Here is a 23,427-nt window from a genome sequence, read left to right on the forward strand (position 1 = left end):
GTGCGGCACCCTCTTTCGAGGGGTTACTACAATGCGGACTGAAAAATGTAAGGCCGCTACTGGCTTGTGTACTACCCGCGCTTCTGGGCTGTCAGCTGCTCGCGAGTTCTGTACACCCTCCGACCCAAGAGGATATGCGGGAGCTTTATCACTCTACCTGGACCGCGCGAGAGGGTGCTCCTGCAGGCATTTGGCGAATCGCGCAGTCGACCGACGGGTTTTTGTGGATCGCGACCAACTCGGGGCTTTATCGCTTTGATGGTGTCCAGTTTACGAAGTTTCAGCCTGCAGACGACGCCAAGCTTCTCTCTGAGAACGTGATTACCTTGTACGCACCCACCACGGGTGGGCTCTGGATCGGCTACCAGTTCGGTGGCATTAGTTTCATCAGAGATGGAAGGATCACAAACTATCCCGCTGAAGGTATCTTTGCGTCCTCTTCGACTGGTTTTCTTGAACTCAAGGACGGCACGCTGTGGGCGGCGACGGGACAAGGCATGGCGCGATTTGTCAACGGCCAATGGATACCTATGGGCCACGAGTGGGGATTCCACGGACGATCTGTCTTCCGTCCTTTTCTTGATGCCTCAGGAACACTCTGGGCTTACAACGGCAAGACACTTCAGTACCTCCCGGCGGGGGAACACCTCTTCCATGACACAAGCATCGAAGGCAAGTTTTGGGGCCTCCTCTCCGACAGGCCGGACCGCACCTGGCTAGCAAGTGATCACGATCTGGTCGAGCTCGTTCGCGCGCCCGGCGGTAACTGGTTGTTGTATCCAACGCACTCTGACTTTTCGCCAGGCTTTGCGGCACGAGCGCGTGACGGTAGCTTATGGATGGGCTCTGACCTTTCCGGCGTATTTCGCTTGAGAGCACCGCTTCCCTCCCCCGGCGTTGCAGTCAGCCGCGACTCGTTTGAAAACTTCGCGGCCAAAGACGGGCTTACTGCAAACGTAAGCATGCAAGTCATGCGTGATCGCGAAGGCAGCCTGTGGGTTGCGACCGAAAAAGGGTTGGATCAGTTCCGTCCGGCGGCACTCTCGTCCCTAACAATGCCACTTGGGACCAACGGCATCTCAGTCGCGCAGGACAAGGGCGGCCTGCTGGTTGGCGTGAAAAATATTCGCGGGCCATCGCTGTTTCGTCTGCGAGACAACACACTCGTCCCAATTCCTCATAGCCCGGAGGGGATCACCAGCCTCTATGCCGACGGCGACAACAGCGTCTGGATTGGGGTAACCAGCCAGCTCTGGCATATGGTGGGCAACCGATTCACAAGGATCCCGATGCCGGAGGATGGGAATGGCCTGCCGCTGGAAGTCCAGACCATGACTACCGACGCGAAGGGAGTTCTGTGGGCGAGCATTCTCGGACACGGCACCTTCAAGCTGGAAGGTGCCAGATGGAGCAGGTTCAAGGCGCCGGACGCGGATCACTTTGCGGTGCTCAGCATGTTGCGGGACCACGAAGGCCGCATCTGGCAGGGTTTCATCCGGAACAACGTCGCGATAGTAACGGGCAACACGACCACGACGCTGGGGACGCGCGACGGCGTGACTGCAGGAAATATTCTAGCCATCGCCGAAGACGGCGACCATGTATGGCTCGGCGGTACCGAAGGCCTGTCGTACTATCGCGACGGTGCGGTTCATTCCATCCTGAGTTGCGGCGATGACTCGATCCGGGGCGTGACCGGTATCGTCGAGTCGGCAGATGGAAGTCTTTGGCTGAACCAATCGTCCGGCGTGATCATGATCTCGCACGACGAGCTTGCAAAGGCATCTGCCGATCCGCGGTATCGCGTTGCGCTGCGTCTGTACAACTACCTCGACGGACTCACCGATGTCCCGGTGCAACTGAGGCCGCTGCCCACGGCGATCAACACCAAGGATGGACGCATTTATTTTGCGGACCGCCACGAGCTGACCTGGATCGATCCCGCGCAGATTGCCAGGAACACGGTTGCTCCTGCGGTCTTCGTCGACCGTGTGGTCGCCGACCATCGTGAATATATGGCGCCGTCAGGCGTCACTTTAGTTAAGGGCGTGCAAAACCTTCGTTTTGACTACACTGCCCCAAGCTTATTGATACCGCAACGCGTGCGCTTCCGCTATATGCTCGAAGGTTTTGATAAGAGCTGGCAGGACGTGGGTCCCCGTCGACAGGCGTTTTACGTAAAAGTTCCTCCCGGGCACTACACGTTTCGCGTGATGGCCAGTAATAACGATGGCGTCTGGAGCCCCGTCACAACGACCACCCCGCTTTACCTTCCACCTACTTTTCTTCAGAGCTGGTATTTCAAAGCCTTAATCATTGTGACTATGGCGAGTTTGCTGAGCTTTCTCTACAACCTGCGGCTTCGACATGCGACCAACCAGGTGCGCGTTCGGCTCCTCGAACGTCTGCGCGAGCGGGAACGAATCGCCCAAGACCTACACGACACGTTCTTTCAATCGATTCAGGTATTGCTGCTTCGCTTTCATACGCTGACCAAACAACTGCCACACGAAAACCCCGCCCGCCGATCCTATGAGGATGCGCTCAAGCAATCCACACAGGTGATGATTGAAGGACGCGAACTCTTACGCGAGCTGCGATCCGAGCCTTCGTTCGATACGCCCCTGTACGCACCGTTCAAGCAGATGATCGACGATCTGCGCCCGAGCACGAGTGCGCGACTTACGTTTGAGACTAACGGGAACCCTCGCAAGCTTGACGCTGCTGCAGGCAGCGAGACCATGAAGATCACACGAGAAGCGCTGGCCAATGCGATCCGCCATGCCGGAGCTTCGTGCATCGAAGTTCTGCTTGCCTTCGGTGACTCGTCACTGCGCATTGTTGTCTCTGACAACGGTGTTGGCATCCCCGCTGAGTTCGTGCAGCACGGTCACCGAGACGGTCATTTAGGCATGCTGGGTATGCGGGAGCGGGCAAGCCGACTCGGTGCGCTCATCGAGATACGAAGACACCCAGGGGGAGGCACGGTTGTGGAGTTGAACATTCCCGCCACGGTGATCTATCCGACGGAGAGTTCCCCGAGCAGACAAGCGACTCCTTTCTACCCGCTAAAACCTATTACTGCGACGAGGAAGATCAATGATTAGAGTACTTGTCGTTGACGATCATCCCATGATGCGTGCCGGGATTGCGAGTGAGATCAATACCGAGCCGGACATGATCGTGGTCGGCGAGGCTATCGACGGTCGGGAGGCGATCCTGCAGTTTCGTTTGCACAAGCCAGAGGTCATGTTAGTGGACATGCGTATGCCGAATATGGGCGGTCTGGAGACGATTCTAAAAGTACGGGCAGAGTTTCCAACAGCACGAATTGTCGTACTCACTACGGGCGGTGGCGATTATCAAGCCATTCGAGCCTTTCGTGCAGGAGCCTCCGGATATCTGTTGAAGGACATGCTGGGATCAGAACTCGTCAAGACCATTCGTCTCGTCCATGAGGGGCACCGCTGCATTCCCGATGAGATCGCCTCAAAACTTTTCGGCTCCAGCGGAGAGGCGGAGCTTACTGTGAGAGAACTTGACGTTTTGCGGCGTGCCGCAAGGGGTTTATCCAATAAACTCATCGCGGAGGAGATGCTAATTTCTGAGCACACGGTGAAGGGGTATTTGAAGAACATCATGACGAAACTGCAGGCGAGCGACCGCACTCACGCAGTGACCATCTCGATTCAAAGGGGCTTCTTCGATGTCTAACGGGATCACGTCGAATTAGGGTACCTTTTTTTGGAGTGGCTTTGTGATGTTTTTGCCGTGTTGTTTTGATGGTGTGCGTGAGGTGTTTTGCGGGGCTGATGTGATGTTTTAGCAGTCGTTTTTTTGGGTTACGCTAAGACGGTCGAACGTCATATTGAGAGCGAAGCAAGTGCGAAACTGGCACCTCAGAGAGGCATGGAAATGCCCCAGGTCGGTTTCCTAGAGCGAGCGATACGTCATTGGATCGAATTACGGACTTTCTGGCCACTGGTGCCTGGGGTATCGGCGCATGAGCTCGCGGCGCACTTGTGGATAGAGTCTCGACCAAAATCCGGCAAGATCGGTCGTGGTCTGCACAGCTCTCTGGTTCGGTGCGAGCAGATGTACTACCAGCGGGGTACGGTCGGCTCCAACACGCGGAGTGTCTCGCATTCCGAAGAAGTCCTGAAGGCGAGATGCTATCCAAGGGGGCTTGTCGCCACCGTAATGAATTTTGGTGTGACGCCCATTCTGCAATCGAACGCTCACTGGAGCCAGTTCACGCAGAAGCTTTGAATCCGTCTTTTGCTCCACAAGGAGAAGGAAGTCCTTCGCTGCGGCTTTCAGATCGGCAAAGCTTCGAAGTCCGGAGCATAGTTCACGCAATGCTTGTGCGATATCTGGCTGCGTAAGACCGGCGAACTCAACCCGTGCTCGGAATTGCTTCAGTAAATCCCCATCGACGAAACGCTCGATGCCAACTTCCAACGCCTTGCTGCAGAGCAGATCGGATGCGGCCTCCGTGTCCGGTAGTGTGTCCTGGGACTCTTGAATCACCAGATCGTCGTATAGCAAGGTGCTGACTACATCTACCCGTTCTGCGACGCGATTCCATGTCACGCTGGATTGCGGTCGCGTTGAAGCGACTCACGCCATCATTCAAGATCCGTCCGCTAAATATGGGCAACAGAAACGATCTGTCAAAGTTAAAAAGTTTGAAATGGCTCTAACGTTCAATTATTGGCTCGGCTGATTCCGGGTTTCACAGGGGTCGGACTGTGGATCCGATCGCGGGCAGACTCGCAGACTCTGCTCAGGTACGCAGGTTTATGGAGCAAAGCTTTCTAAACAAGCGATTATGTGGATCAGGTTCGAATCGACTGCATCTACCTGATGTCATTCCCGCCAGAAAGTCCACTTCCAAGAATGAAACAGGCTCGTTTTCATTTACGGGAAAAGGTGTTTTCTTCGCGCAGGTTTCGCACAGTCTTTGACCACTTGGAAGCTCGGCTGAACGAGCGATTGCGCCTACAATCCGGAGACGCTGTTGCCGATCTCAAGGAGTGCCATTCACACGGACCCTAGCATGATCACCGTGGCACTCGTGAAAGCTGAAGCCGAATGCGAGGATTTCCTCTTGAATTTGGATATTACAGTGTGAAATATACTTGCGGATGATAATTACTAACTAGTCGATTATTTTGTCGCTTGAATCGGGGCAAAAAGCGGGCTGTAGGTGCCCTACCCCACCAAAACCCTGCCACCACATCAATGAAGAGGGTTGGTTAGGGCTCCTAACATCCTGTGACGGACTCGGAGCTATGGTTCGACGAAGGTCTCGTGAGGTGCTCTCTCCTCTTGAACCCTCTGTTCTTCGCCTACGCGCTCTTCTTCAGCATGAACTTCTTCCCGCACTACTTTCATCTCTTCTCCCACCACACTCTGAATATCCTCTTTCGAAGACTGTTGCATACGGAAGCGATTTAGCAAGAATCCGAAAAAGCAGTGGTCAGAGGCAGCACGTCGTTCAGGTGGGCGCTCAATACGGGTTTCAAATGGTGGTCGAAATAGTAGTCGGCTTCCTTATCCACCAAGCTGTCAATAAACTTCGCGGACACTCCTTCGAATTCTGGCACTGCTGTGCCTATCAGTTCTCCAAAGATGGCGCTCAGTCCTGCAATCAGTTCCTCATTCGGGCCCGTGCTCGAATCCTTCTGTTCATCTTCAGTCTTGTCCGCACCCTCCGCTTCGGGGTTGAAGCCGGACTTCCTTTCCATCGTATCCAGGGCGTCCGCCATCTCTTGGCTGTTCGGAATAGCCGAAACAGCATGTTGCGCCATTGCTTCAAGGGTTCGACCTTGGTCACGGTAGGGGACTGTGTCATTGATCTCCGAGAACACCGCTTCATATTCCTCGCGAATGCTCGCTTTCTCATCGGGAGTAAGCTTTTTCAAGGAACGGTCAAGGGACTCAGCGGCGACAAGGCGTAGATCGTTTCGGACGGGCTTCTCTTTTCGTTCGGCCTCGATTCTGCGCCTCTCTACGTGATCCTGGTATTTGAACGGCACTTGGGCAAAAAAGGTGAAACTGCTTACACAGGCTACGACCGACGATATCGAATGAAGATACTTGAGGACCTTGCCGCCTCTTGTTACCGGTTTGAGTCGGGGAATCAGCAGGGCTACGAATATGAGACTCAAGGTCAGAGCTATAGTGCTTGGGAGAGAGAGATCCACCCACGCTTTCGCCTCCTTTGAGAGATAACCGATATGGTTTTCAATCAGGCGGATCGACTTCGTGTCCTCATCGAAGAGATCGAAGACCGCCTGCATGACACAAACGATCGAAAGGCCAAAGCTGATGGGGAGCAACAGACCTCTCGTTGTCTTCAGAAGGACGCTCTTTTGTCCTGATCCATCGTCGTCCCGCGTCAGCTCGACCAGAAGCAGCACGATTGATGCGTTTGGTTAGATTGACCCGAAGATTCATGGTCAAAGCTTACCAAATCAGTATCAGAGCTAGTATCACTGGTTGTAAGCTATTGATTATAAAGTAATGGCGGAGAATGGGGGATTCGAACCCCCGATAGAGCTTTCGCCCTATAACGGTTTAGCAAACCGCCGCCTTCAGCCACTCGGCCAACTCTCCGTCTGTGTTGCGATGAGCATCTGCCTCTCGGCGATGCCCGGCTGTGGCAATTATAGCTTGAGGCTGGGGGAGGAAGACAAGGTGCTGCGGAATGAGGCTTGGGCACTCCTCAGAAAAACGAATGCAACCGCAGATTCCCTTCGGGAATGACAACTAAAGGACGAGGACGACAACCAAAAAGACGGCGGATGCGCGGGATTGACTATATAAAGACTGAATGGCGGTGGGGCGGGTGGGTTTGGGAAGAGCGATGGCGGGCGGGGGGAAGATACGGCTGCTGCCGCTGATTGCGGCGACGTACTTTATGGTGTCGGGTGGGCCGTATGGACTGGAAGACATACTCGGCATGGCGGGGTATGGGTGGGCGCTGGTGCTGCTGCTGGTGGTGCCGGTGGTGTGGAGTCTGCCGACGAGTTTGATGGTGGGGGAGCTGGCGGCGGCGATACCGCTGCAGGGTGGGTACTACTGCTGGGTGAGGCGGGCGCTGGGCAGCTTCTGGGGGTTTCAGGAGGCGTGGCTGAGCCTGGCGGCGAGTGTGTTTGATATGGCGATCTATCCGGCGATCGTTGTGCTGTATGTGGGGAGGCTTGAGCCGGCGTGGACGGCTGGGTACAGGGGGACGGTTTGGGCGCTGGCGGTGGTGGTGCTGTGTATGGTTTGGAATCTTTGGAGCGCGAGGGCGGTGGGCGAGGGTTCGGTGGGGATGTTCTGCCTGCTGCTGTCGCCGTTTGTGGTGCTGACGGCGGTGGGGTTGTGGAAGGGGTTGGTGGGCGGGCATGGTTTGGGCGTGGCGGGGACGGCGGCGCTGGGGGTTCCGAGGACGGGGGCGGACTTTGCGGGGGCGGTGTCGGTGACGCTGTGGAACTACATGGGGTGGGATAACGCTTCAACGGTGGCGCAGGAGGTGGAGGAGCCGCAGAAGAATTATCCGAGGGCGATGCTGGCGGCGGTGGGGCTGGTGGCGGTGACGTATGTTCTGCCGCTGGCGGCGGTGGCGGCGGCGGGGATTCCGGCGGAGAGGTTTTCGACGGGTGCGTGGACGGATGCGGCGAGGGAGCTGGTGGGGCCGTGGCTGGCGCTGTGCGTGGTGCTGGGTGGGACGATCAATGGGTTCGGGATGTTCAACGCGCTGGTGATGAGTTATACGCGGGTGCCGTATGCGCTTGCCGAGGAGGGGATGCTGCCGAAGGTGGTGGCGAAGACGAATGCTCGTGGGGTGCCATGGGTGAGTGTGGTGCTGTGTTCGGTGGGGTGGGCGCTGGCGCTGAGGCTGTCGTTTGAACGGCTGATTTCGATTGACCTGGTGCTGTATGGAGGGGCGCTGGTGCTGGAGTTTGTGGCGCTGGTGGTGTTGCGAGTGAAGGAGCCGGAGTTGGCGAGGCCGTTCAAGGTGCCGGGCGGCGTTTGGGGTGCAGTGGGGATGGGCGTGGCGCCGGCGGGGCTGATCGCGTTTGCGCTATGGGCGGCGCGGGGGGAGCGTGTGGCTGGGCTGCCGGCGCTGGGGTTTGCGGCGATTGTGGCGGCAGCGGGACCAGTGGTTTATTTTGCGGCTCGGGTGATGCGAAAGGGCCGCCTTACGGCGACCCCTTCGGTGATGCGCTGATGGCAGCTACGATTTTTTGGGGACCGGCTTGGGGATGGGGTTGGCCTTGTTGTCGATGAAGCGCTGCTGGGCTTCGAGGACTTTGTTGCGAGCGAAGGATGCATCCCGCCAGCCTTTGACTTCGACACGCTTGCCTTCGAGATCCTTGTAGATGGCGAAGAAGTGCGTGATCTCCTTGAGCATGTGGGGATAGATCTCGGAGAAGTTCCAGACATCTTTGTAGCGGGGATTGTCCTGGCCTACGCAGAGGACCTTCTCGTCGCCGAGGCCCTGGTCTAGCATCTCGAGGACGCCGATGGGGCGAACCTGCATGACGCATCCGGAGAAGCTGGGGGTGTCGACGAGAACGAGGCAGTCGAGGGGGTCGCCGTCGTCGCCCAGGGTGCTGGGGATGAAACCATAGTCGCCGGGGTAGTGGACGGGGGAGTAGAGGTTGCGGTCGAGACGGAAGACGTGGAGCTCTTTGTCGTACTCGTACTTGTTGACACCCTCGTAAGGGATCTCGATGACTGCGTTGATGACCTCGGGGCTGTTAGGCCCGACGGGGAGTTCCAGGTAGTTCGTCATAAAGTCTGGGGTCTCTTCTCTTGTCCAATCGAAAAATTTAGGCTTGGCTGACTTCGTAGTTCGGTTGGCCCAGCTGCCTGGTGGAGGTTCGCTACCTCGATTGAGGGCGAAAGCTGCACCTTGTCTATAATCAGACAAAATGAAGGCTCATGTCTATGTAACGCTGAAACGAACGGTGCTGGATGCCCAGGGGCAGACAGTTGCAGATGCATTGCGGCGGATGGAATATCGCGGCGTTGCCGATGTGCGGCAGGGGAAGTATTTCCTGCTGACTCTGGAGGATGGACTGGAGCAGAACGCCGCGCAGACAGAGGTGGAGCGGATTGCACGCGAGGTTCTGACAAACCCTGTTATTGAGGAGTTTACGTTCCGGTTGGAGTCCTGAGCAAAGGCTTCCTGTGCGGTACTCGGCGCTAATTTGGCGTGGATTTTCGCGTGTGACGAATAGTTCAGAGTGCGCCAGTTCGCGTAGGGAAACCCATGGGTGCTAGGCTTAAAGGGTTATAGAGGACAAGCCTTTTGAGTGATGCGATTGTGGAAAGTGCCGCAGCGACGGCTGGTGATAAAGAGACGGGAGCGAGCCGTTTTGTGCGGGCCTGCCTGCGTCGGCCAGTAGACAGAACGCCGGTGTGGTTTTTGCGGCAGGCGGGGCGTTATATGCCGGAGTATATGGCGGTGCGGAAGCACCATTCCCTGCTGGAGATCTGCCGAACGCCTGAGATTGCGGCTGAGGTGACCATTACGGCGGCTGAGCGACTGGATGTGGATGCCGCGATCATTTTTGCCGATCTGCTGCTCCCATTTACGCCGATGGGTCTGGACTTCGAGTTTGTTGCTGGCGAAGGCCCCGTAGTGCATACGCCGGTGAGGACGCTGGAGCATGTAAAGGCACTGCGTACCGATCGAGTGGAGGAGTTGCAGTACGTTGCGCGCGCGATTGAAAAAGTTGCCACGCACTTTTCTGCGCCCCGTGCCGATGGGGACACGCTGGGGATCATCGGATTTTGCGGCGCTCCGTGGACGCTTGCTGGATACATGATCGAAGGCGGCAAGCAGGGCGGTGGGGATCGCAACTACATCGAGACCAAGAAGATGATGTACTCGTATGGACCTGCGTGGTCGCTGTTGATGGAGAAGATTGTTACTGTTTTGGTTGCTTATGTGCAGCAGCAGATTGAAGCGGGCGCGGATGTGATTCAGGTCTTCGATAGTTGGGTGGGTAAGCTGAGCGTTCGCGACTATCGACAATACTGTCTTGGCTGGACAACGGAGCTGGTGCAGCGAATCAAAGCGCTGGGTGTGCCGGTGATCTACTTCGGCGTGGAAACCGCTTCCCTGCTGCCGGCGATGAGCGAGACAGGTGCGGATGTGATTGGGCTTGACTGGCGGACTCCGTTGGAAGAGGGCTGGAAGGCCGTTGGTGCTGGCTGCGCGGTGCAGGGGAATCTCGATCCGATTGCCCTGTTTGCGCAGGAAGATGTGTTGAAGGAGCAGGTGCGCGAGATTCTTAATGGGGCTGCGGGGCGGCCTGGACATATCTTCAATCTCGGCCACGGCATTGTGCCCGGAACACCTGTCGAGAATGTGATCCGCGTGGTGGAGTTGGTCAGAGAGCTGAGCGCGCGATGAGCCTCGAGACAGGCCGGAGCGCTGTGCTGCTGCTCGCGCATGGAACGCCAGACATGCTCGGCGAGATGGCGGAGTATTTAAGCAAAGTGACCGGCGGCCAAGCAATGCCGCAGGAGGTTGTGAAGGAGCTACAGCATCGGTACGCGCAGATTGGCCTGCAGGAGTCGCCGGGTCTGGAGCCACCGCCGCTGACGAAGTGGACGATGGTGCAGGCGCATATGCTGGAGCATGCACTGGACGCCGGAAAGGTTTATGTAGGTATGCGAAACTGGCACCCCTATATCGCCGATGTGGTGGCACAGATGCGGTTGGATGGTGTGACGCACATCAAAGCAGTGTGCCTAGCTCCGCAGAACTCCCGAACGAGCGTGGGGCTTTATCGCCGGGCCGTGCATGCTGCGGCGAAGGGTATGGAAGTTGAGTTTGTTGCGGGTTGGGCTGAGAGTCCTCTATTGGCGGAGGCGTTTGCGGAGAAGCTGCAGCCTGTATGGACGGAGGCCTGTGCTGAGGTGGGACAGCGCGTGCCCGTTTTGTTCACAGCTCATAGCGTGCCGTGTCGAACGATCATGACGGGCGAGGCTTCAGTTGCAGGAGCGCGGCCGGGAACTCCTGTGCAGGATTCGCCGGACCCCTATCCGGTGGAGGCTAAACGCACTGCGCAGTTGGTGGCAGAGCGGATGACCCCGGCTGGATTCGGAGACAAAGATTGGTACTTCGCGTTTCAGAGTCAGGGTATGAGCGGTGGTCCGTGGATCGGTCCAACGGTGGAGGACACACTCAAAGCGATCAAGGCCGAAGGGCATGTGGGCGTGGTGATGCAGCCCGTGGGCTTCCTCTGTGATCACGTGGAGATCCTTTACGACATCGACATCGCTTTCCGGCAGACCGCAAACGAGTTGGGCCTTAAATTGTGGCGAGCCGAGAGCTTGAACGACTCCCCGGTACTGGTAGAGGCGCTGGTGGAGGTCGTATCCGGCAGATATAAAGCAACCGTCGACGAGGTCATGGTTCCGGCGTAGGTATAGGCTGTCATGAGGGCTGAAGGCGGGGGCTCTGGCCTCCGCTTTTGTTTGCGGAAACCTCTGGAGAAACGATGAAACGGGTTGCAATTGTGGGCGGTGGGGTAGCCGGGGTGACGGCAGCGTATGAGCTGGCGCAGCAGGCCCGCAAGGGCGTACCGCTGCAGGGAGTGTTGTTCGAAGCCTCGACGCGGCTGGGGGGAATCATCGAGACGGTCCATGAGGGTGAGTTTGTGATTGAATGCGGGCCGGATGCCTGGGTGACGGAAAAGCCCTGGGCGCGCGAGCTCGCAGAAGAGCTTGGGTTGGCTGATGAAGTGATGCCTTCCAATGACGCCACGCGGAAGACGTATGTGCTGATCGATAAGAAGCTGCAGGCTATGCCGGATGGCATGCGGATGATGGTTCCGGCTGACCTCGATGCTCTGGATCAGTCCGAACTGTTCAGCGCAGAGGCCAAGCGGGCTTATCGCGAAGAGCCTGGCAGAGCGGAGGAGTTGCGAGCGGCGTCTCCTGAAGGAGACGAGAGTGTTGGGGAGTTTGTTCAACGCCACTTTGGAGACGAGGTGTTGGAGAAGATCGGGACTCCCCTGCTGAGTGGTGTATTTGGTGGCGATGTGACGAAGTTGAGCGTGCAGGCGGTGATGGCTCCGTTTGTCACAATGGAGCGAGAACACGGCAGTCTGATCGACGCGCTGCGGGCGAGGAGTGTTGTAGCGAAGAAGAGTTCAGTGTTTACAACGCTGCGCAGCGGAATGGGAACTCTGGTGAATCGTATGATCTCCGCGATTCCCGAGGATTGGATTCGATTGGCTGCGGAGGTACGGTTCATCTCGTACGGCGAAGAAGGATGGCTGGTGGGGACGGCCCGGGGCGTAGAGCGCTTTGATGCAGTGATGATGGCCGCGCCGGTTGATATTGCTTGTTCTCTTCTGCAACCGATTGACGCTGAGATGGCTCCTTTGATGGAGATGGATGCTAGTTCCGCAGTAGTGGTCGGATTTGGGTTTCCAGACGCCGCGAAGGTGTCTTTACCGCAGGGGTTCGGTTTTCTGGTGCCTACAGGATCAAATAGTCTACTGCTCGCAGCGACGTTCGTCGATCAGAAGTTTGAAGACCGCGTGCCCCAGGGGGGACGACTTTTGCGAGCCTTCTTCGGTGGCAAGGCTGCCGAACGGTTGATGCGATGCGGCAACGACGAGACAGTTGCAGTGGCACGGATGGAGCTGGCAAGAGTCCTGGGGCCTTTGCCTGAGCCGCAAGTGACCGTGGTGCGGCGATGGCCGCGCAGTCTTCCGCAGTATGCCGTGGGACATCTTGAGATGATGAGGAAACTCGATTCGCGAGTAAGAGCGTTCAAGGGATTGTCACTGCTTGGTAATGGATATCGCGGCGTGGGAGTGCCCGATCTGGTGCGGGATGCGAGAACTGCGGCAAGACAGATCGCGGACGAATGAGAAGAGATGCCGCGAAGTCGCGGAATGTAAAGATTTGACCCGGCGGGATGAGCGGGATAGTCTTTTCTACATCTGGTGTTGGGAAGACGGTGCAAATCCGTCACTACCCCGTAACTGTAAGCGCTGAGAGTTTTGACGATTGGTATTAAACCACTGGGATGCGTCCTGGGAAGGTAAGTCAAAATTTGCTGAAGCGTAAGTCAGGAGACCTGCCAGGGCCGATCAGGCTGATTCAGCTTCGCTGGGAGAGCTGAAGAGCATTCTCGCCGACTGCATTCACGGTCTGCACGAGCGCTGCCTAACTAAATTCCCGCTCTGCTCGATTGCTTCGAAAGATGCCGGGCAAGGAGCTAACGATGCAGGAGATGCGCCACAGTTCCATCACTCTCGTACTTGGCGGCGTTCGCAGCGGGAAGAGCCGTTACGCGCAACAGCTTGCAGAGCGAGAGAGCCGCGTCATCTTTGTGGCGACAGCGAAGGCTTCCGACGACGAGATGCACCGCAAGATCGAGCGGCATCGTAGAGAACGCCCTGCGGAGTGGATCACCGTGGAGGAGCCGCTGGAGCTGGTTCAGGTACTAGCGCAGAAGGCACGCGACTGCGAGGTGATGCTTGTGGATTGTCTGACGGTCTTTGCGGCGAATCTTCTAGAGACCGAAGGCGACGACCAGGATGCCATTGAACGACGTGTTGAGGCTCTGTGTGCCGCGTTGCAATCGGCGGGTTGCTCCGTCGTGTTGGTGTCCAATGAGGTAGGCAGCGGAGTTGTGCCGGCGTATCCCCTGGGACGCCAATACCGCGATCTGCTGGGCGAGATCAATCAGAGCGTAGCAAGGATCGCCGATGACGTGGTGCTGATGGTGGCTGGGCTTCCGCTCGCTTTGAAGGGACACCTGGAGGTGACTCTGTGAGAGCTCTGCTGGTGTCAGGCACAGCGAGTGGCGTGGGAAAAACGACGGTCGCGCTTGCGATCATGTCTGGCCTGAGGCGACGCGGTCTTGCGGTGCAGCCATTCAAGTGTGGACCTGATTTTTTGGACACTGGCCATCACACCAGGATATGCGGGCGAAAGGCTCGAAATCTTGATACGTGGATGCTGAGCGAAGACGCGAATCGATCTGTTCTGCAAAATGCTGCGCGTGGCGCGGATGTTCTCGTCGCTGAAGGAATGATGGGATTGTTCGACGGAAAGAGCGGGAACACTGAGACGGGAAGCACAGCGGAGATTGCCAAACTGTTGAAGCTGCCGGTCGTACTCGTCGTCGATGCAGCAAAGACTGCCAGGAGCATCGCGGCGGTAATGCTCGGCTTTGAGATGTTCGACTCAGAGCTGCAGCTTGCCGGAGTGATTTTGAATCGCGTCGCGACCGAGCGACACTACGAGATGCTACGTGCGGCGATTGAGACATCGTGCAAGACGAGAATTCTAGGCTGGCTGCCACGTGATCCGGCGATTACGATTCCCGAACGCCATCTCGGCCTGCAGGGAGCGGCTGAAGCTGCGGTAGAAGATGATGCTGCAATCGATACACTGGCTGCTCTTGCGGAGAAATATTTCGATCTTGATAGTTTGGGTGAGCTGCATTGTGGGTTGGAACTGGATGTGACGGGCGTTACCGGAATAGAAAGTTCGCCAGTGGCCGAAAGCGTGCGAATCGGTGTTCCATCTGATCACGCTTTCTCGTTCTACTATGAGGACAATCTGGATCTTCTTCGCGAACAGGGCGCTGAGATCGTTCGGTTCAGCCCGCTGCGCGACAGGTCTCTTCCAACGGGGCTGGATGCGCTCTATCTCGGCGGAGGATATCCGGAGCTTCATGCAGAACGACTAAGCAGGAATCGTCAGATGATCGAGGAAGTCCGTGCTTTTGCTGCTTCGGGGCGACCCATCTATGCGGAGTGCGGTGGCATGATTTATCTCTCCGAAAGCCTTAAAACCACCGAGGGCGTGAACTACGCGATGGCTCGAGTCCTGCCACTCTCGATACAGATGACCGGAAAACTTGTGCAGTTCGGATACGTCACCGTGAAGTTTACCGAAGACTGTCTCCTAGGCCTCAAAGGGGCAATTGTCCGCGGACACAGCTTTCACTACTCGTCTATCGTCTCTCGCGGAGACATTGAGACGAGCTATCGCGTGCAGTACTCCATGTCGGGGAAAGAGGAGTTTGAAGGCTTCCGGCAAGGTAATGTTCTGGCGAGTTACGTTCATCTGCATCTGCGCGCAAATCCGGCAATAGCGAGAGATTTTGTCGCTGCAATACGACAGGCGCGAACCTTGCAGACGGTGGCGACATGAGCGGACCTAGTGACTGGAGGGGGAACACATCAAGTCCGATGATCGACTCTAAAATTACGTTTAGCATTGAGCCCCCAAGTCAGCAATGGCTAGCGAGAGCACGAAGACGTTTGGATCAGTTGACCAAGCCGCTGGGCAGCCTCGGCAGACTCGAAGATCTCGCGGCCCAGATGGTGTCAATCCGTGAGGAGACCTTTGCTGATCCGATGCGAAAGGCAGTCTACGTCTTTGCCGCCGATCATGGAGTTACCGCTGAAGGGGTCAGCGCGTATCCGAGCGAGGTGACCCGGCAAATGGTGCTCAACTTTCTTGCTCACGGCGCCGCAATCAATGTGCTCGCAAAGGCCCACCAGGTCGAGATGAACGTTGTGGATGTCGGCGTCGATGCGGACTTCGATCACACCGCTGGGTTGCTGCACCATAAAGTACGCAGAGGAACGCGCAATATGATGCGAGAGCCGGCGATGAGTGCGGATGAGTTATCAGAGGCGCTCGATATTGGCCTCATGCTTGCAGATTCTGCAAATGAGAAGAGCTACAACCTGGTTGCCGTCGGCGAGATGGGTATCGGCAATACCACGGCGGCCAGTGCGATTACCTCTGCACTCACACGTGAACCGGTTGATCTCATCACCGGTAAGGGAACGGGCTTGAATTCCGAGGCACTCAAGCGCAAGTGTCTGGTCATCGAAGCTGTTCTAGCGAAGCATTTTGATAATCTGCCTCCTAATCCTCTCGATGTGCTGCGTTGTGTCGGCGGCCTGGAGATTGCCGCGATGACCGGTTTCATACTGGGTGCGGCAAGGCATCGGATCGCAATAGTCGTGGATGGGTTCATCTCGACCGCAGCCGCGGCAATCGCATTTGCAATCGCACCGCAAGTGCGCGGCTATCTCTTTGCGGGGCATCAATCCGAGGAGCCGGGCCATCGAGCGCTGCTTGAATACGTTGGACTGCTGCCGATTCTCGCGCTAAAAATGCGACTCGGCGAAGGAACAGGTGCTGTTCTGGCGATGCCGATCCTCGAGTCTGCACTGTGCCTCTACAACCAGATGGCGACGTTTGAATCGGCCGGCGTTAGTGAGGCGAAGGATTGAGTGCAACGCGGCGAATCCGCAACGTGGGCTGGGAGTTGGCAACCGCCTTCCAATTTCTCACGCGAATCCCCATGCCCTCGACAACATTCGAAGAGAACTCGCTCTCTCGATCAGTCAAATTTTTTCCATTGGTCGGCTTGGCCATAGGTTCTGGAGCCGCGCTGCTTCAAGGGATTCTGACCGTCCACCTGGCTCGCCCACTTGCTGCGTTTGTCGTGCTGACCTATCTGGTGCTAATCACGGGCTGCCTGCACGAAGACGGACTCGCAGACACAGCAGATGGATTTGGCGGCGGCTGGACGAAGGATCGAATATTGACCATCCTGAGAGACAGCAGGATTGGAAGCTACGGCGCGATCGCGCTAGTCTTGTCTCTGCTGGCACGCTATCTGCTTCTCGCGTCATTGCCGATGGAACGCTTCACCGCTTACATCATCTCTGCCCACGTATTGTCCCGTTGGAGTTCGCTGCCATTAAGCTACTTTCTCGCTTCAGCGCGCGAACAAGAGGGGCAGGGCGCGCGCATCGCCAGGCTGATCTCCTTCCCTTCGCTTCTGTTCGGCTCGCTCGTGAGCGTCGCGATCGTTATCTTCGCGCTGCGAAGATCCTCCGTGGCGCCTCTTCTCGCTGCTCCACTTCTCGTAGCGCTGAGTGGGTGGTTCTACCAGAGAAAGATTGGCGGTATAACTGGCGACTGCTTTGGTGCAACCAATCAGCTTACTGAAATCGCGGTCTATTTCTGTGGGGTGTGGATCGCATGAGCGACATTCTCTTCATTCGCCACGCGGAGACCGACATGGCTGGAACATTTTGCGGTCACTCCGACCCCGATCTGAATGCACGCGGTCACGAACAAACGGCCGAATTGATCGGCAGACTTCGCCCGGAAAACATTGGCACCGTCTATACAAGCGACCTGCGTCGGGCGCAAACGACAGCAGAAGCCATCGCCAGCGCATTCGGAATTGAATGCACACCACGTCGAGCTCTGCGCGAGATCAGCTTCGGTGAATGGGAGGGTCTCACTTGGAAAGAGATTGAGCAGCACGACGAAGCTTATGCGCGTCGGTGGATGGCTGATCATCCCTTGCTCTCAGCACCTGAAGGCGAGGCCCTTTGCGATTTTGAACAGCGCGTCCTCGAGGAAGTCGCGTTCTTATCCACAAAAGCCGCAGAGCAAGATATCGCGGTTGTGACCCACGCAGGGGTACTACGTACGGTGCTGGTCTCACTTCACAAATGCAGCGAAGAAGATGCATGGAGACTGACAAAGCCTTACTGCGCCATCGTTCGACATGTGGTTGCGGCTTCGTCTCAACTGCAGTTCGTGGAGGCACGCTCGTGACTATCTCGAAAGTTAGCGTGCACGAACTGATCGCATGGGATTTGGATGACTACCCCTACCGCGATGCAGCCGCCGGTGTCGAGTCGGTCAAGTTAAGTGAAAGAACGAAACGAGCACGTGCCAGACTCGCCGAACGAGATCTATACGTGGGGACCACTGCACTGCTCGAACGAGAGACGAAAGACATTCAAGACCTACTCAAAGGCGCTGCGCAGCGCGAAGATTTGAGGCAGGAGTATGAAAATCTTGACTGGGTTTTAGCCGTGATCGACCTGCGCCGCCTGCTCGCGTTTCAGCGCAGACTGATCTTCAGTTCCGAGTCGGAGGTCTTGGTCGCCCCAGAACCACATGACTGGCCCCAATTGATCTCGATGGCGATTGGTTCACAAAGAAGTACCGAGCATGTGCTGATTCACGACCGTAGCAAGGAAGATCAGTTGGACATTCGCCTGCATTCGAGCAATCCAGACCTGCGGTTGCGCTTTCATCCTAAGACGAGCCGAGGTGAGCTTTTACCGCTTTCGCTTTATGGCGGCAGTCCCTTCTTCGAGGTGGCAGAGTTTCGTGGACGATGGTTTTTGCGCGATGGCTATCATCGCGCCTACCATCTGCTACAGGCGGGAGTCGATCGCGTGCCTGCTGTAGTGATCTATGCGCGGAGTATTGAGGAGTTGGGCGCAACTGCCCCATGGTTCTTTAATGATGAGCACTTGTTTTCGGATCACCCTCCGCAGGTCACTGATTTTCTCGATAACAATATGATCCTGCGTTACGAGAGGACAGCTCTTCATAAGGTCATTCGAATTCATATCGAAGAGTCGCTGGAACCATTTGACGCGACCGAAGGAAAATAGGAGAAAGACCATGAGCATCGCAACGAAACGTGGAGATGGCGGACAAACCGGGTTGGCTGGTGGAATTCGCATCTCGAAAGCAGATCTGCGAGTGGAGGCTTACGGCACAGTTGATGAGTTGAATTCGACTCTGGGATTTGCCCGAAGCATATGCACGAACAAAGAGATCTGCGACTGGACCGAAACGATTCAACGCACGCTGTTTCGGGTGGGATCGGCGCTGGCTACTCCTCCGGAGAGCAAAAAGTCTCCTCCGGCTGTTTTGCCAGAAGATGTTGAAGCACTAACGCAGCTGGTGCATCAGATCGAAGCGACAGAAGGCATCCTCGCTGATTGGTCATTACCTGGGGCACACACTGAGTCGGCTGCATACGAGGTGGCTCGCACAGTCTGTCGCAGAGCAGAACGCAATGCGGTGCGGCTTGCAAACAGCGGAATAGAACTCAAGCCAGAGATACTCGCATACCTCAATCGATTGTCTGACGTGATCTGGCTCTTCGGCAGGCTCATTGAGGTCAAGGCCGGCGTGGATGCACGCTTGCGCAGTGGCGATACTGCAGGGCCAAAGTGGTCAAGGGCCTGGAAATGACCAGAGCAGAGGGTTTCGATGAGAATGAGCGGAAGGCGGTCTACCGGGCCATTCGCGAGCGTAGGGATGTGCGTCGCGGCTTTCTGCCGGAGCCTATTCCAGAAGAGCTATTGCATCGGCTGCTGGAGGCCGCGCACAATGCACCTTCTGTCGGTCTCATGCAGCCATGGCGATTTATTGTTGTGCGTGATCTCGCTGTGCGACGGAAGGTACATGAGATTTTTCTCAAAGCAAATGAACTGGCGATGGCGAGTTACGAAGGAGAACAACAACAAAACTACGCGTGCATGAAGCTCGAAGGAATTCTCGAGGCTCCACAAAACCTTTGCATAGTTTGCGATTCGCAGAGTAGTCAAGGGCATCGACTGGGGCGACGTACAATGCCTGAGACTGCGATCTACTCTGCCGTATGCGCGGTTCAGAATCTGTGGCTCGCCGCAAGAGCTGAGGGAATCGGCGTTGGGTGGGTAAGCATTCTGGAGCCACAATCATTGCGCAGCACGCTGAAAATTCCGCAACGAATAACACCGGTAGCTTATTTGTGCCTCGGTTACGTTGATGCGTTTTCAAAAGAGCCGGATTTGGAGCGTGCAGGCTGGGAAAAGAGAACGCCACTGAAGAGTGTGCTCTCGTTCAACGAGTACAACGGCGATTGGGGTGAAGGAGGACTAGCTTGACGAGAGCGCGAGCGATCATGGTTCTGGGCACCGGCTCGCATGTCGGCAAGTCGTTGCTGACCGCAGCTTTGTGCCGCATCTTCGCGCAGCATGGCTATCGCGTTGCACCGTTTAAATCACAGAACATGTCGTTGAACTCTGCGGCAACGTTTGAAGGGCTGGAGATTGGCCGCGCGCAGGCGCTGCAGGCGGAGGCCGCTGGAGTTGCGGCATCGGTTCATATGAACCCTATTCTCATCAAACCATCTGGCGATCAATCCTCGCAGGTTATCGTGCGCGGAAAGATATGGGGGCGAGTAACTGCGGCGGACTATCATCGACGACGCATCGAAGAGCTGTTGCCGATCGTCCGCGAAAGCTATGACTACCTTGCCTCCCGATTCGATGTCATCATTCTGGAAGGTGCCGGATCGCCCGCAGAGATCAATCTGAAGCAGCATGACATTGCGAATATGCGAATGGCTGAGTTGGCCGATGCCGGCTGCCTGCTAGTCGGCGACATCGATCGTGGAGGAGTCTTCGCCTCGCTGCTTGGCACGCTCGAACTGCTGGACCCTGAGGAGCGTGAGCGCGTTCGAGGATTCGCGATTAATAAATTTCGCGGTGACGTAACCTTGCTGGAGTCCGGCATACGAATGATGGAAGGGCGAGTGAACAAGCCGTGTCTAGGGGTCGTTCCATATTTGCCTTCGCTAGTGCTCGAAGAAGAAGACAGCCTTGGGCTGCCGCCTACAATCCAGACTAAGTGGTCAGTAGAGCAAACTGCAAACAGTTCGGCTAACCGTGCGCTACGGATAGCCGTGATTTTGCTGCCGTCGTTTTCGAACTTTACTGACTTTGATTCCTTGCGTGCGGAGCCGTCCGTGTCCCTGCTGTTCTGTCGAACTGCCGAGGCAATCGCCCAGGCCGACGTGATCATTCTGCCGGGCAGCAAGCAGACCGTGGATGATCTCCTTTGGATGAAAGAGGCCGGTTTGGATATTGCCTTGCAGCAGCACGCCCATACAAGTCTAGTCGTCGGTATCTGCGGAGGCATGCAGATGCTCGGCAAAGCAATTAGTGATCCGTCCGGCATGGAGCACAGTGGATCGGTTGCGGGACTTGGCTTATTGCCAATTCACACCATTATGCAATCGGAGAAGGTGACTCGAAATACGCGCGGAGAGATGGCCGCCGAAGTTTTATTCGGACAGCAACTCACACAAAAAGGACTTGCAGGGTACGAGATTCACATCGGGCATACCGACTATGAAGTGGGGGCCAAGCACTTCTCAAATCTTGCATGCGGAACCGATCTGTCGAACACAAGCAGAGACGGATGCATAAGTTCCGACACACGCATCTTCGGTACCTACCTTCATGGGATTTTCGAAGAAGACAGTTTTCGCCATCAGTTTCTTAGTGCCGCTCGCGCGTTTCACAGACTCTCGCCACCTCGTGACGTTAATCCATGGAAGCAGCTTCGAGAAGGCTCACTAAATCGACTCGCTCACGCGGTCGAGAGTGCGCTCGACATGCGGGCGATCTTCTCTTGGGCTGGCCTAACTTATGATCCGCCTCTCTCGGAAGACACGCTATCGCTCCGAAGTTCAAGTGTGGCGAGATGAGCAGTCGAAATGTTCTTGCTGCTGCATATTTGTTCGACTGGATAGCCGGAGATCCTGAGTGGCTCCCGCATCCCGTGCGGGCGATCGGTAGAGGGATCGATGAGGGAGAGCGAATTTTACGACGGCCTGGGCAGACTCCCGCAGCCGAGCTTGCAGCGGGCGGGGTGCTGACGTTCGGCATGGTTGTCGCGGTTTACTTAAGTACGGCGAAGACTATCGCATGGATGAAGGAACGAGACAGGCGGTTGGGGTTCGTCACGGAGACGCTTTTGGCTTGGACATGCCTCGCATCGCGCAATCTGCACGATGAGGCCTCTGCTGTAGTGAACGCTCTTGAAAAACACGATATCGTTCTGGCGCGACAACGTCTCTCAAGAATCGTCGGTCGCGACACTCAGACGCTGAACGAACAGGAGATTAGTCGAGCGGTGATCGAAACCGTCGCAGAAAGTTGCTCGGATGGTGTGATCGCGCCTCTCTTTTATATGGCGATCGGAGGGGTTCCGCTCGCCATGTCCTATAAGGCGGTCAACACGCTCGACTCTATGATCGGTCATGCAGACGATAGATACTTTTATTTTGGGAAAATAGCTGCGCGACTGGATGACATCGCCAATTTCGTTCCCTCTCGACTGACGGCCCTGGGTATTACCGCCGTCGCTCTCATAGAAGATGCGAGTCCGGCAGCTGCGCTTGAAACATGGCGTCGCGACGGCGCCAAACACAAGAGTCCGAATTCCGGACAGCCAGAGAGCTCCATTGCCGGCGCACTTCAGGTTCGTTTGGGCGGGGAGAATCATTACGCGGGCGAGCCCTTGACTTCGCCTCTCATTGGAGAGGAATTTGCACGACCAACGGTACAGAAGGCAAAGCAGTCAATTCGAATGGTCGCAGTTGTCTCGGTAATCGGAGCGCTTACTGCATTGTTGCTGCACCGGGGACGACGATGACGCCACCCACGCAGATTTTCTTGCCAACGCATGGCGGTCAACTTCGTCAGATCGCTTCTCGGTATGGGTTCGAGCCGGAGCAGCTCATTGATTTCAGCGCCAACATCAATCCAGCTGGCCCTCCTGCGTCGGTGCTCATCGCACTTCAGCAGGCCCTCGGGGATGCTGCCATTCTAGTTGCATATCCCGATCTTGAATTGACCGAACTCAAGAAAGCTTTGGGAGAAGCCTCGGGAATTCTCGCCGAAAATATCGCAGTCGCGAATGGTTTTGTACCGCTCCTCGAAGCCGCTCTGCGTTCACTCAAGATTGCACGTTGCTTTCTGCCTGTCCCCTCATTCAGTGAGTATAGGCAAACGCTCACAAACGCTGGCGTCGAGGTCGCTCAATACTATCTCCCCCAGGGGGAGGGATTTTCCTACCAGCCCGAAAAGCTTTTGCGAGCTGCGTTGGACAATGGTTGCGACGCGCTTCTGTTGGCCAATCCGCAGAACCCTTCTGGCGCACTTTGTGGAGCCGGCGGTATGCGAGACCTGGTCGAAATGGCTGCTAAGCACAGAATCAAGGTGCTGCTCGATGAAGCTTTCATAGACTATGTTCCGACCGAATCCTTAACCCGATCCGCAGTCGAGTTGGAAAATCTCATCGTGTTTCGTTCGGTAACGAAATTTTTTGCGATTCCCGGGCTGCGTGTGGCCTACGCGGTCAGTAGTGCTTCGTCTATTCAGAATCTGAACGACAGGCTTGCTCCATGGCCGGTCTCGAGCTTGGCTTCAGAGGCGGCATCTACCGCTCTCCAAGACAGCGCCTATGTAGAGGAGACTCGTCGAGAGAATTATCTGCGACGAACCTGGCTAGAGCGAGAGTTTGCTAGCGTGAAGATCTTTACCTACCCTTCGAGCACAAATTTTTTGCTGCTTCGATTTGCTGCAGATGTGGACGTGCAACTGCTCTGGGAAAAGATGATCGCGGAGGAGCAGATTGTGCTTCGCTCCTGCGCTAACTTCGAAGGACTCGCCCCGGTGCACCTACGGACCGCCGTTCGGTCGGAAGCAGAAAATGAGAGATTGGTTCACGGCCTGGAGCGAGTACTGTTACGAATGAAGAGATGAG

22 protein-coding genes, 1 tRNA gene and 1 riboswitch are annotated in these 23,427 nt (G+C 56.3%); of the genes, 19 read left to right on the plus strand and 4 right to left on the minus strand.

From position 1 onward, the window contains the following. Positions 1–134 precede the first annotated feature (134 nt). Together HDF14_RS01390 and HDF14_RS01395 are read left to right on the plus strand one after the other, a co-directional pair. Positions 135–3,107, plus strand: coding sequence for a sensor histidine kinase (locus HDF14_RS01390; protein ID WP_183972833.1), 2,973 nt, complete (start codon positions 135–137; stop codon positions 3,105–3,107). After that, positions 3,100–3,714 carry a response regulator gene (locus tag HDF14_RS01395; RefSeq protein ID WP_183972835.1) on the plus strand — a complete coding sequence of 205 codons (615 nt, stop codon included), beginning with the start codon at positions 3,100–3,102 and terminating at the stop codon, positions 3,712–3,714. The genes HDF14_RS01390 and HDF14_RS01395 overlap by 8 nt, the downstream gene beginning before the upstream one ends. A gap of 249 nt (positions 3,715–3,963) precedes the next feature. On the opposite strand, the gene HDF14_RS27110 is transcribed toward HDF14_RS01395, so the two are convergent. Continuing rightward, the gene (locus HDF14_RS27110; protein WP_183972837.1) at positions 3,964–4,593 is read right to left on the minus strand and encodes an ATP-dependent helicase C-terminal domain-containing protein; all 630 of its coding nucleotides are present in this window, start codon (positions 4,591–4,593) and stop codon (positions 3,964–3,966) included. Between the two features lie 738 nt (positions 4,594–5,331). Here HDF14_RS27110 and HDF14_RS26230 point away from each other — a divergent pair. Beyond that, positions 5,332–5,460, plus strand: coding sequence for a hypothetical protein (locus tag HDF14_RS26230; protein WP_260697943.1), 129 nt, complete (start codon positions 5,332–5,334; stop codon positions 5,458–5,460). On the opposite strand, the gene HDF14_RS01405 is transcribed toward HDF14_RS26230, so the two are convergent. Next, positions 5,457–6,344 carry a hypothetical protein gene (locus HDF14_RS01405; RefSeq protein ID WP_183972839.1) on the minus strand — a complete coding sequence of 296 codons (888 nt, stop codon included), beginning with the start codon at positions 6,342–6,344 and terminating at the stop codon, positions 5,457–5,459. The two genes, HDF14_RS26230 and HDF14_RS01405, sit on opposite strands and share 4 nt — an antisense overlap. Before the next feature lie 185 nt (positions 6,345–6,529). Then, positions 6,530–6,621 (minus strand) — tRNA-Ser (locus tag HDF14_RS01410). A 217-nt stretch (positions 6,622–6,838) separates the two neighbouring features. On the opposite strand from HDF14_RS01410, the gene HDF14_RS01415 reads away from it, so the two are divergent. Then, complete coding sequence (locus tag HDF14_RS01415; RefSeq protein WP_260697944.1) at positions 6,839–8,224, plus strand: APC family permease; 1,386 nt, start codon at positions 6,839–6,841, stop codon at positions 8,222–8,224. A 6-nt stretch (positions 8,225–8,230) separates the two neighbouring features. Here the strand turns inward: HDF14_RS01415 and HDF14_RS01420 are convergent, their stop codons facing one another. Next, complete coding sequence (locus HDF14_RS01420; RefSeq protein WP_183972841.1) at positions 8,231–8,791, minus strand: inorganic diphosphatase; 561 nt, start codon at positions 8,789–8,791, stop codon at positions 8,231–8,233. Between the two features lie 139 nt (positions 8,792–8,930). Here HDF14_RS01420 and purS point away from each other — a divergent pair, with 139 nt between their 5' ends. The 15 genes from purS (at position 8,931) to HDF14_RS01495 (ending at position 23,426) form a co-directional block, all read left to right on the plus strand. Beyond that, the gene (gene purS / locus HDF14_RS01425) at positions 8,931–9,176 is read left to right on the plus strand and encodes a phosphoribosylformylglycinamidine synthase subunit PurS (RefSeq protein WP_183972843.1); all 246 of its coding nucleotides are present in this window, start codon (positions 8,931–8,933) and stop codon (positions 9,174–9,176) included. A gap of 134 nt (positions 9,177–9,310) precedes the next feature. Next, positions 9,311–10,420, plus strand: coding sequence for a uroporphyrinogen decarboxylase (gene hemE / locus HDF14_RS01430; RefSeq protein WP_183972845.1), 1,110 nt, complete (start codon positions 9,311–9,313; stop codon positions 10,418–10,420). Beyond that, positions 10,417–11,439 (plus strand): ferrochelatase, encoded by a 1,023-nt coding sequence (hemH, locus tag HDF14_RS01435; protein WP_183972847.1) that lies wholly within the window; start codon positions 10,417–10,419, stop codon positions 11,437–11,439. Before hemE ends, hemH begins: the two co-directional genes overlap by 4 nt. 74 nt (positions 11,440–11,513) lie before the next feature. Beyond that, positions 11,514–12,896 carry a protoporphyrinogen oxidase gene (gene hemG, locus HDF14_RS01440; protein ID WP_183972848.1) on the plus strand — a complete coding sequence of 461 codons (1,383 nt, stop codon included), beginning with the start codon at positions 11,514–11,516 and terminating at the stop codon, positions 12,894–12,896. A 56-nt stretch (positions 12,897–12,952) separates the two neighbouring features. After that, positions 12,953–13,127, plus strand: a riboswitch (cobalamin riboswitch). Positions 13,128–13,252: 125 nt separating this feature from the next. After that, positions 13,253–13,807, plus strand: coding sequence for a bifunctional adenosylcobinamide kinase/adenosylcobinamide-phosphate guanylyltransferase (gene cobU / locus HDF14_RS01445; protein ID WP_183972849.1), 555 nt, complete (start codon positions 13,253–13,255; stop codon positions 13,805–13,807). Then, positions 13,804–15,195 (plus strand): cobyrinate a,c-diamide synthase, encoded by a 1,392-nt coding sequence (locus HDF14_RS01450; protein ID WP_183972850.1) that lies wholly within the window; start codon positions 13,804–13,806, stop codon positions 15,193–15,195. The genes cobU and HDF14_RS01450 overlap by 4 nt, the downstream gene beginning before the upstream one ends. Before the next feature lie 38 nt (positions 15,196–15,233). Further along, positions 15,234–16,292: a nicotinate-nucleotide--dimethylbenzimidazole phosphoribosyltransferase gene (gene cobT, locus HDF14_RS01455; RefSeq protein WP_183972851.1), complete on the plus strand. Its 1,059-nt coding sequence runs from the start codon at positions 15,234–15,236 to the stop codon at positions 16,290–16,292. 23 nt (positions 16,293–16,315) lie between these two features. After that, positions 16,316–17,053, plus strand: coding sequence for an adenosylcobinamide-GDP ribazoletransferase (gene cobS, locus HDF14_RS01460; protein ID WP_313899475.1), 738 nt, complete (start codon positions 16,316–16,318; stop codon positions 17,051–17,053). Further along, positions 17,050–17,637 carry a histidine phosphatase family protein gene (locus HDF14_RS01465; RefSeq protein WP_183972853.1) on the plus strand — a complete coding sequence of 196 codons (588 nt, stop codon included), beginning with the start codon at positions 17,050–17,052 and terminating at the stop codon, positions 17,635–17,637. Before cobS ends, HDF14_RS01465 begins: the two co-directional genes overlap by 4 nt. Continuing rightward, positions 17,634–18,491: a hypothetical protein gene (locus HDF14_RS01470; protein WP_183972854.1), complete on the plus strand. Its 858-nt coding sequence runs from the start codon at positions 17,634–17,636 to the stop codon at positions 18,489–18,491. The genes HDF14_RS01465 and HDF14_RS01470 overlap by 4 nt, the downstream gene beginning before the upstream one ends. A gap of 10 nt (positions 18,492–18,501) precedes the next feature. Beyond that, positions 18,502–19,080 (plus strand): cob(I)yrinic acid a,c-diamide adenosyltransferase, encoded by a 579-nt coding sequence (locus tag HDF14_RS01475; RefSeq protein WP_183972856.1) that lies wholly within the window; start codon positions 18,502–18,504, stop codon positions 19,078–19,080. Next, the gene (gene bluB / locus HDF14_RS01480; RefSeq protein WP_183972858.1) at positions 19,077–19,757 is read left to right on the plus strand and encodes a 5,6-dimethylbenzimidazole synthase; all 681 of its coding nucleotides are present in this window, start codon (positions 19,077–19,079) and stop codon (positions 19,755–19,757) included. Before HDF14_RS01475 ends, bluB begins: the two co-directional genes overlap by 4 nt. Further along, positions 19,754–21,364 (plus strand): cobyric acid synthase, encoded by a 1,611-nt coding sequence (locus HDF14_RS01485; protein WP_260697945.1) that lies wholly within the window; start codon positions 19,754–19,756, stop codon positions 21,362–21,364. Before bluB ends, HDF14_RS01485 begins: the two co-directional genes overlap by 4 nt. Continuing rightward, positions 21,361–22,314: an adenosylcobinamide-phosphate synthase CbiB gene (cbiB, locus tag HDF14_RS01490; RefSeq protein WP_183972860.1), complete on the plus strand. Its 954-nt coding sequence runs from the start codon at positions 21,361–21,363 to the stop codon at positions 22,312–22,314. Before HDF14_RS01485 ends, cbiB begins: the two co-directional genes overlap by 4 nt. Further along, positions 22,311–23,426 carry an aminotransferase class I/II-fold pyridoxal phosphate-dependent enzyme gene (locus HDF14_RS01495; RefSeq protein WP_183972862.1) on the plus strand — a complete coding sequence of 372 codons (1,116 nt, stop codon included), beginning with the start codon at positions 22,311–22,313 and terminating at the stop codon, positions 23,424–23,426. Before cbiB ends, HDF14_RS01495 begins: the two co-directional genes overlap by 4 nt. Position 23,427 lies beyond the last annotated feature (1 nt).

This window comes from Tunturiibacter gelidiferens (genome assembly GCF_014201335.1).
Lineage (GTDB): Bacteria > Acidobacteriota > Terriglobia > Terriglobales > Acidobacteriaceae > Edaphobacter > Edaphobacter lichenicola_E.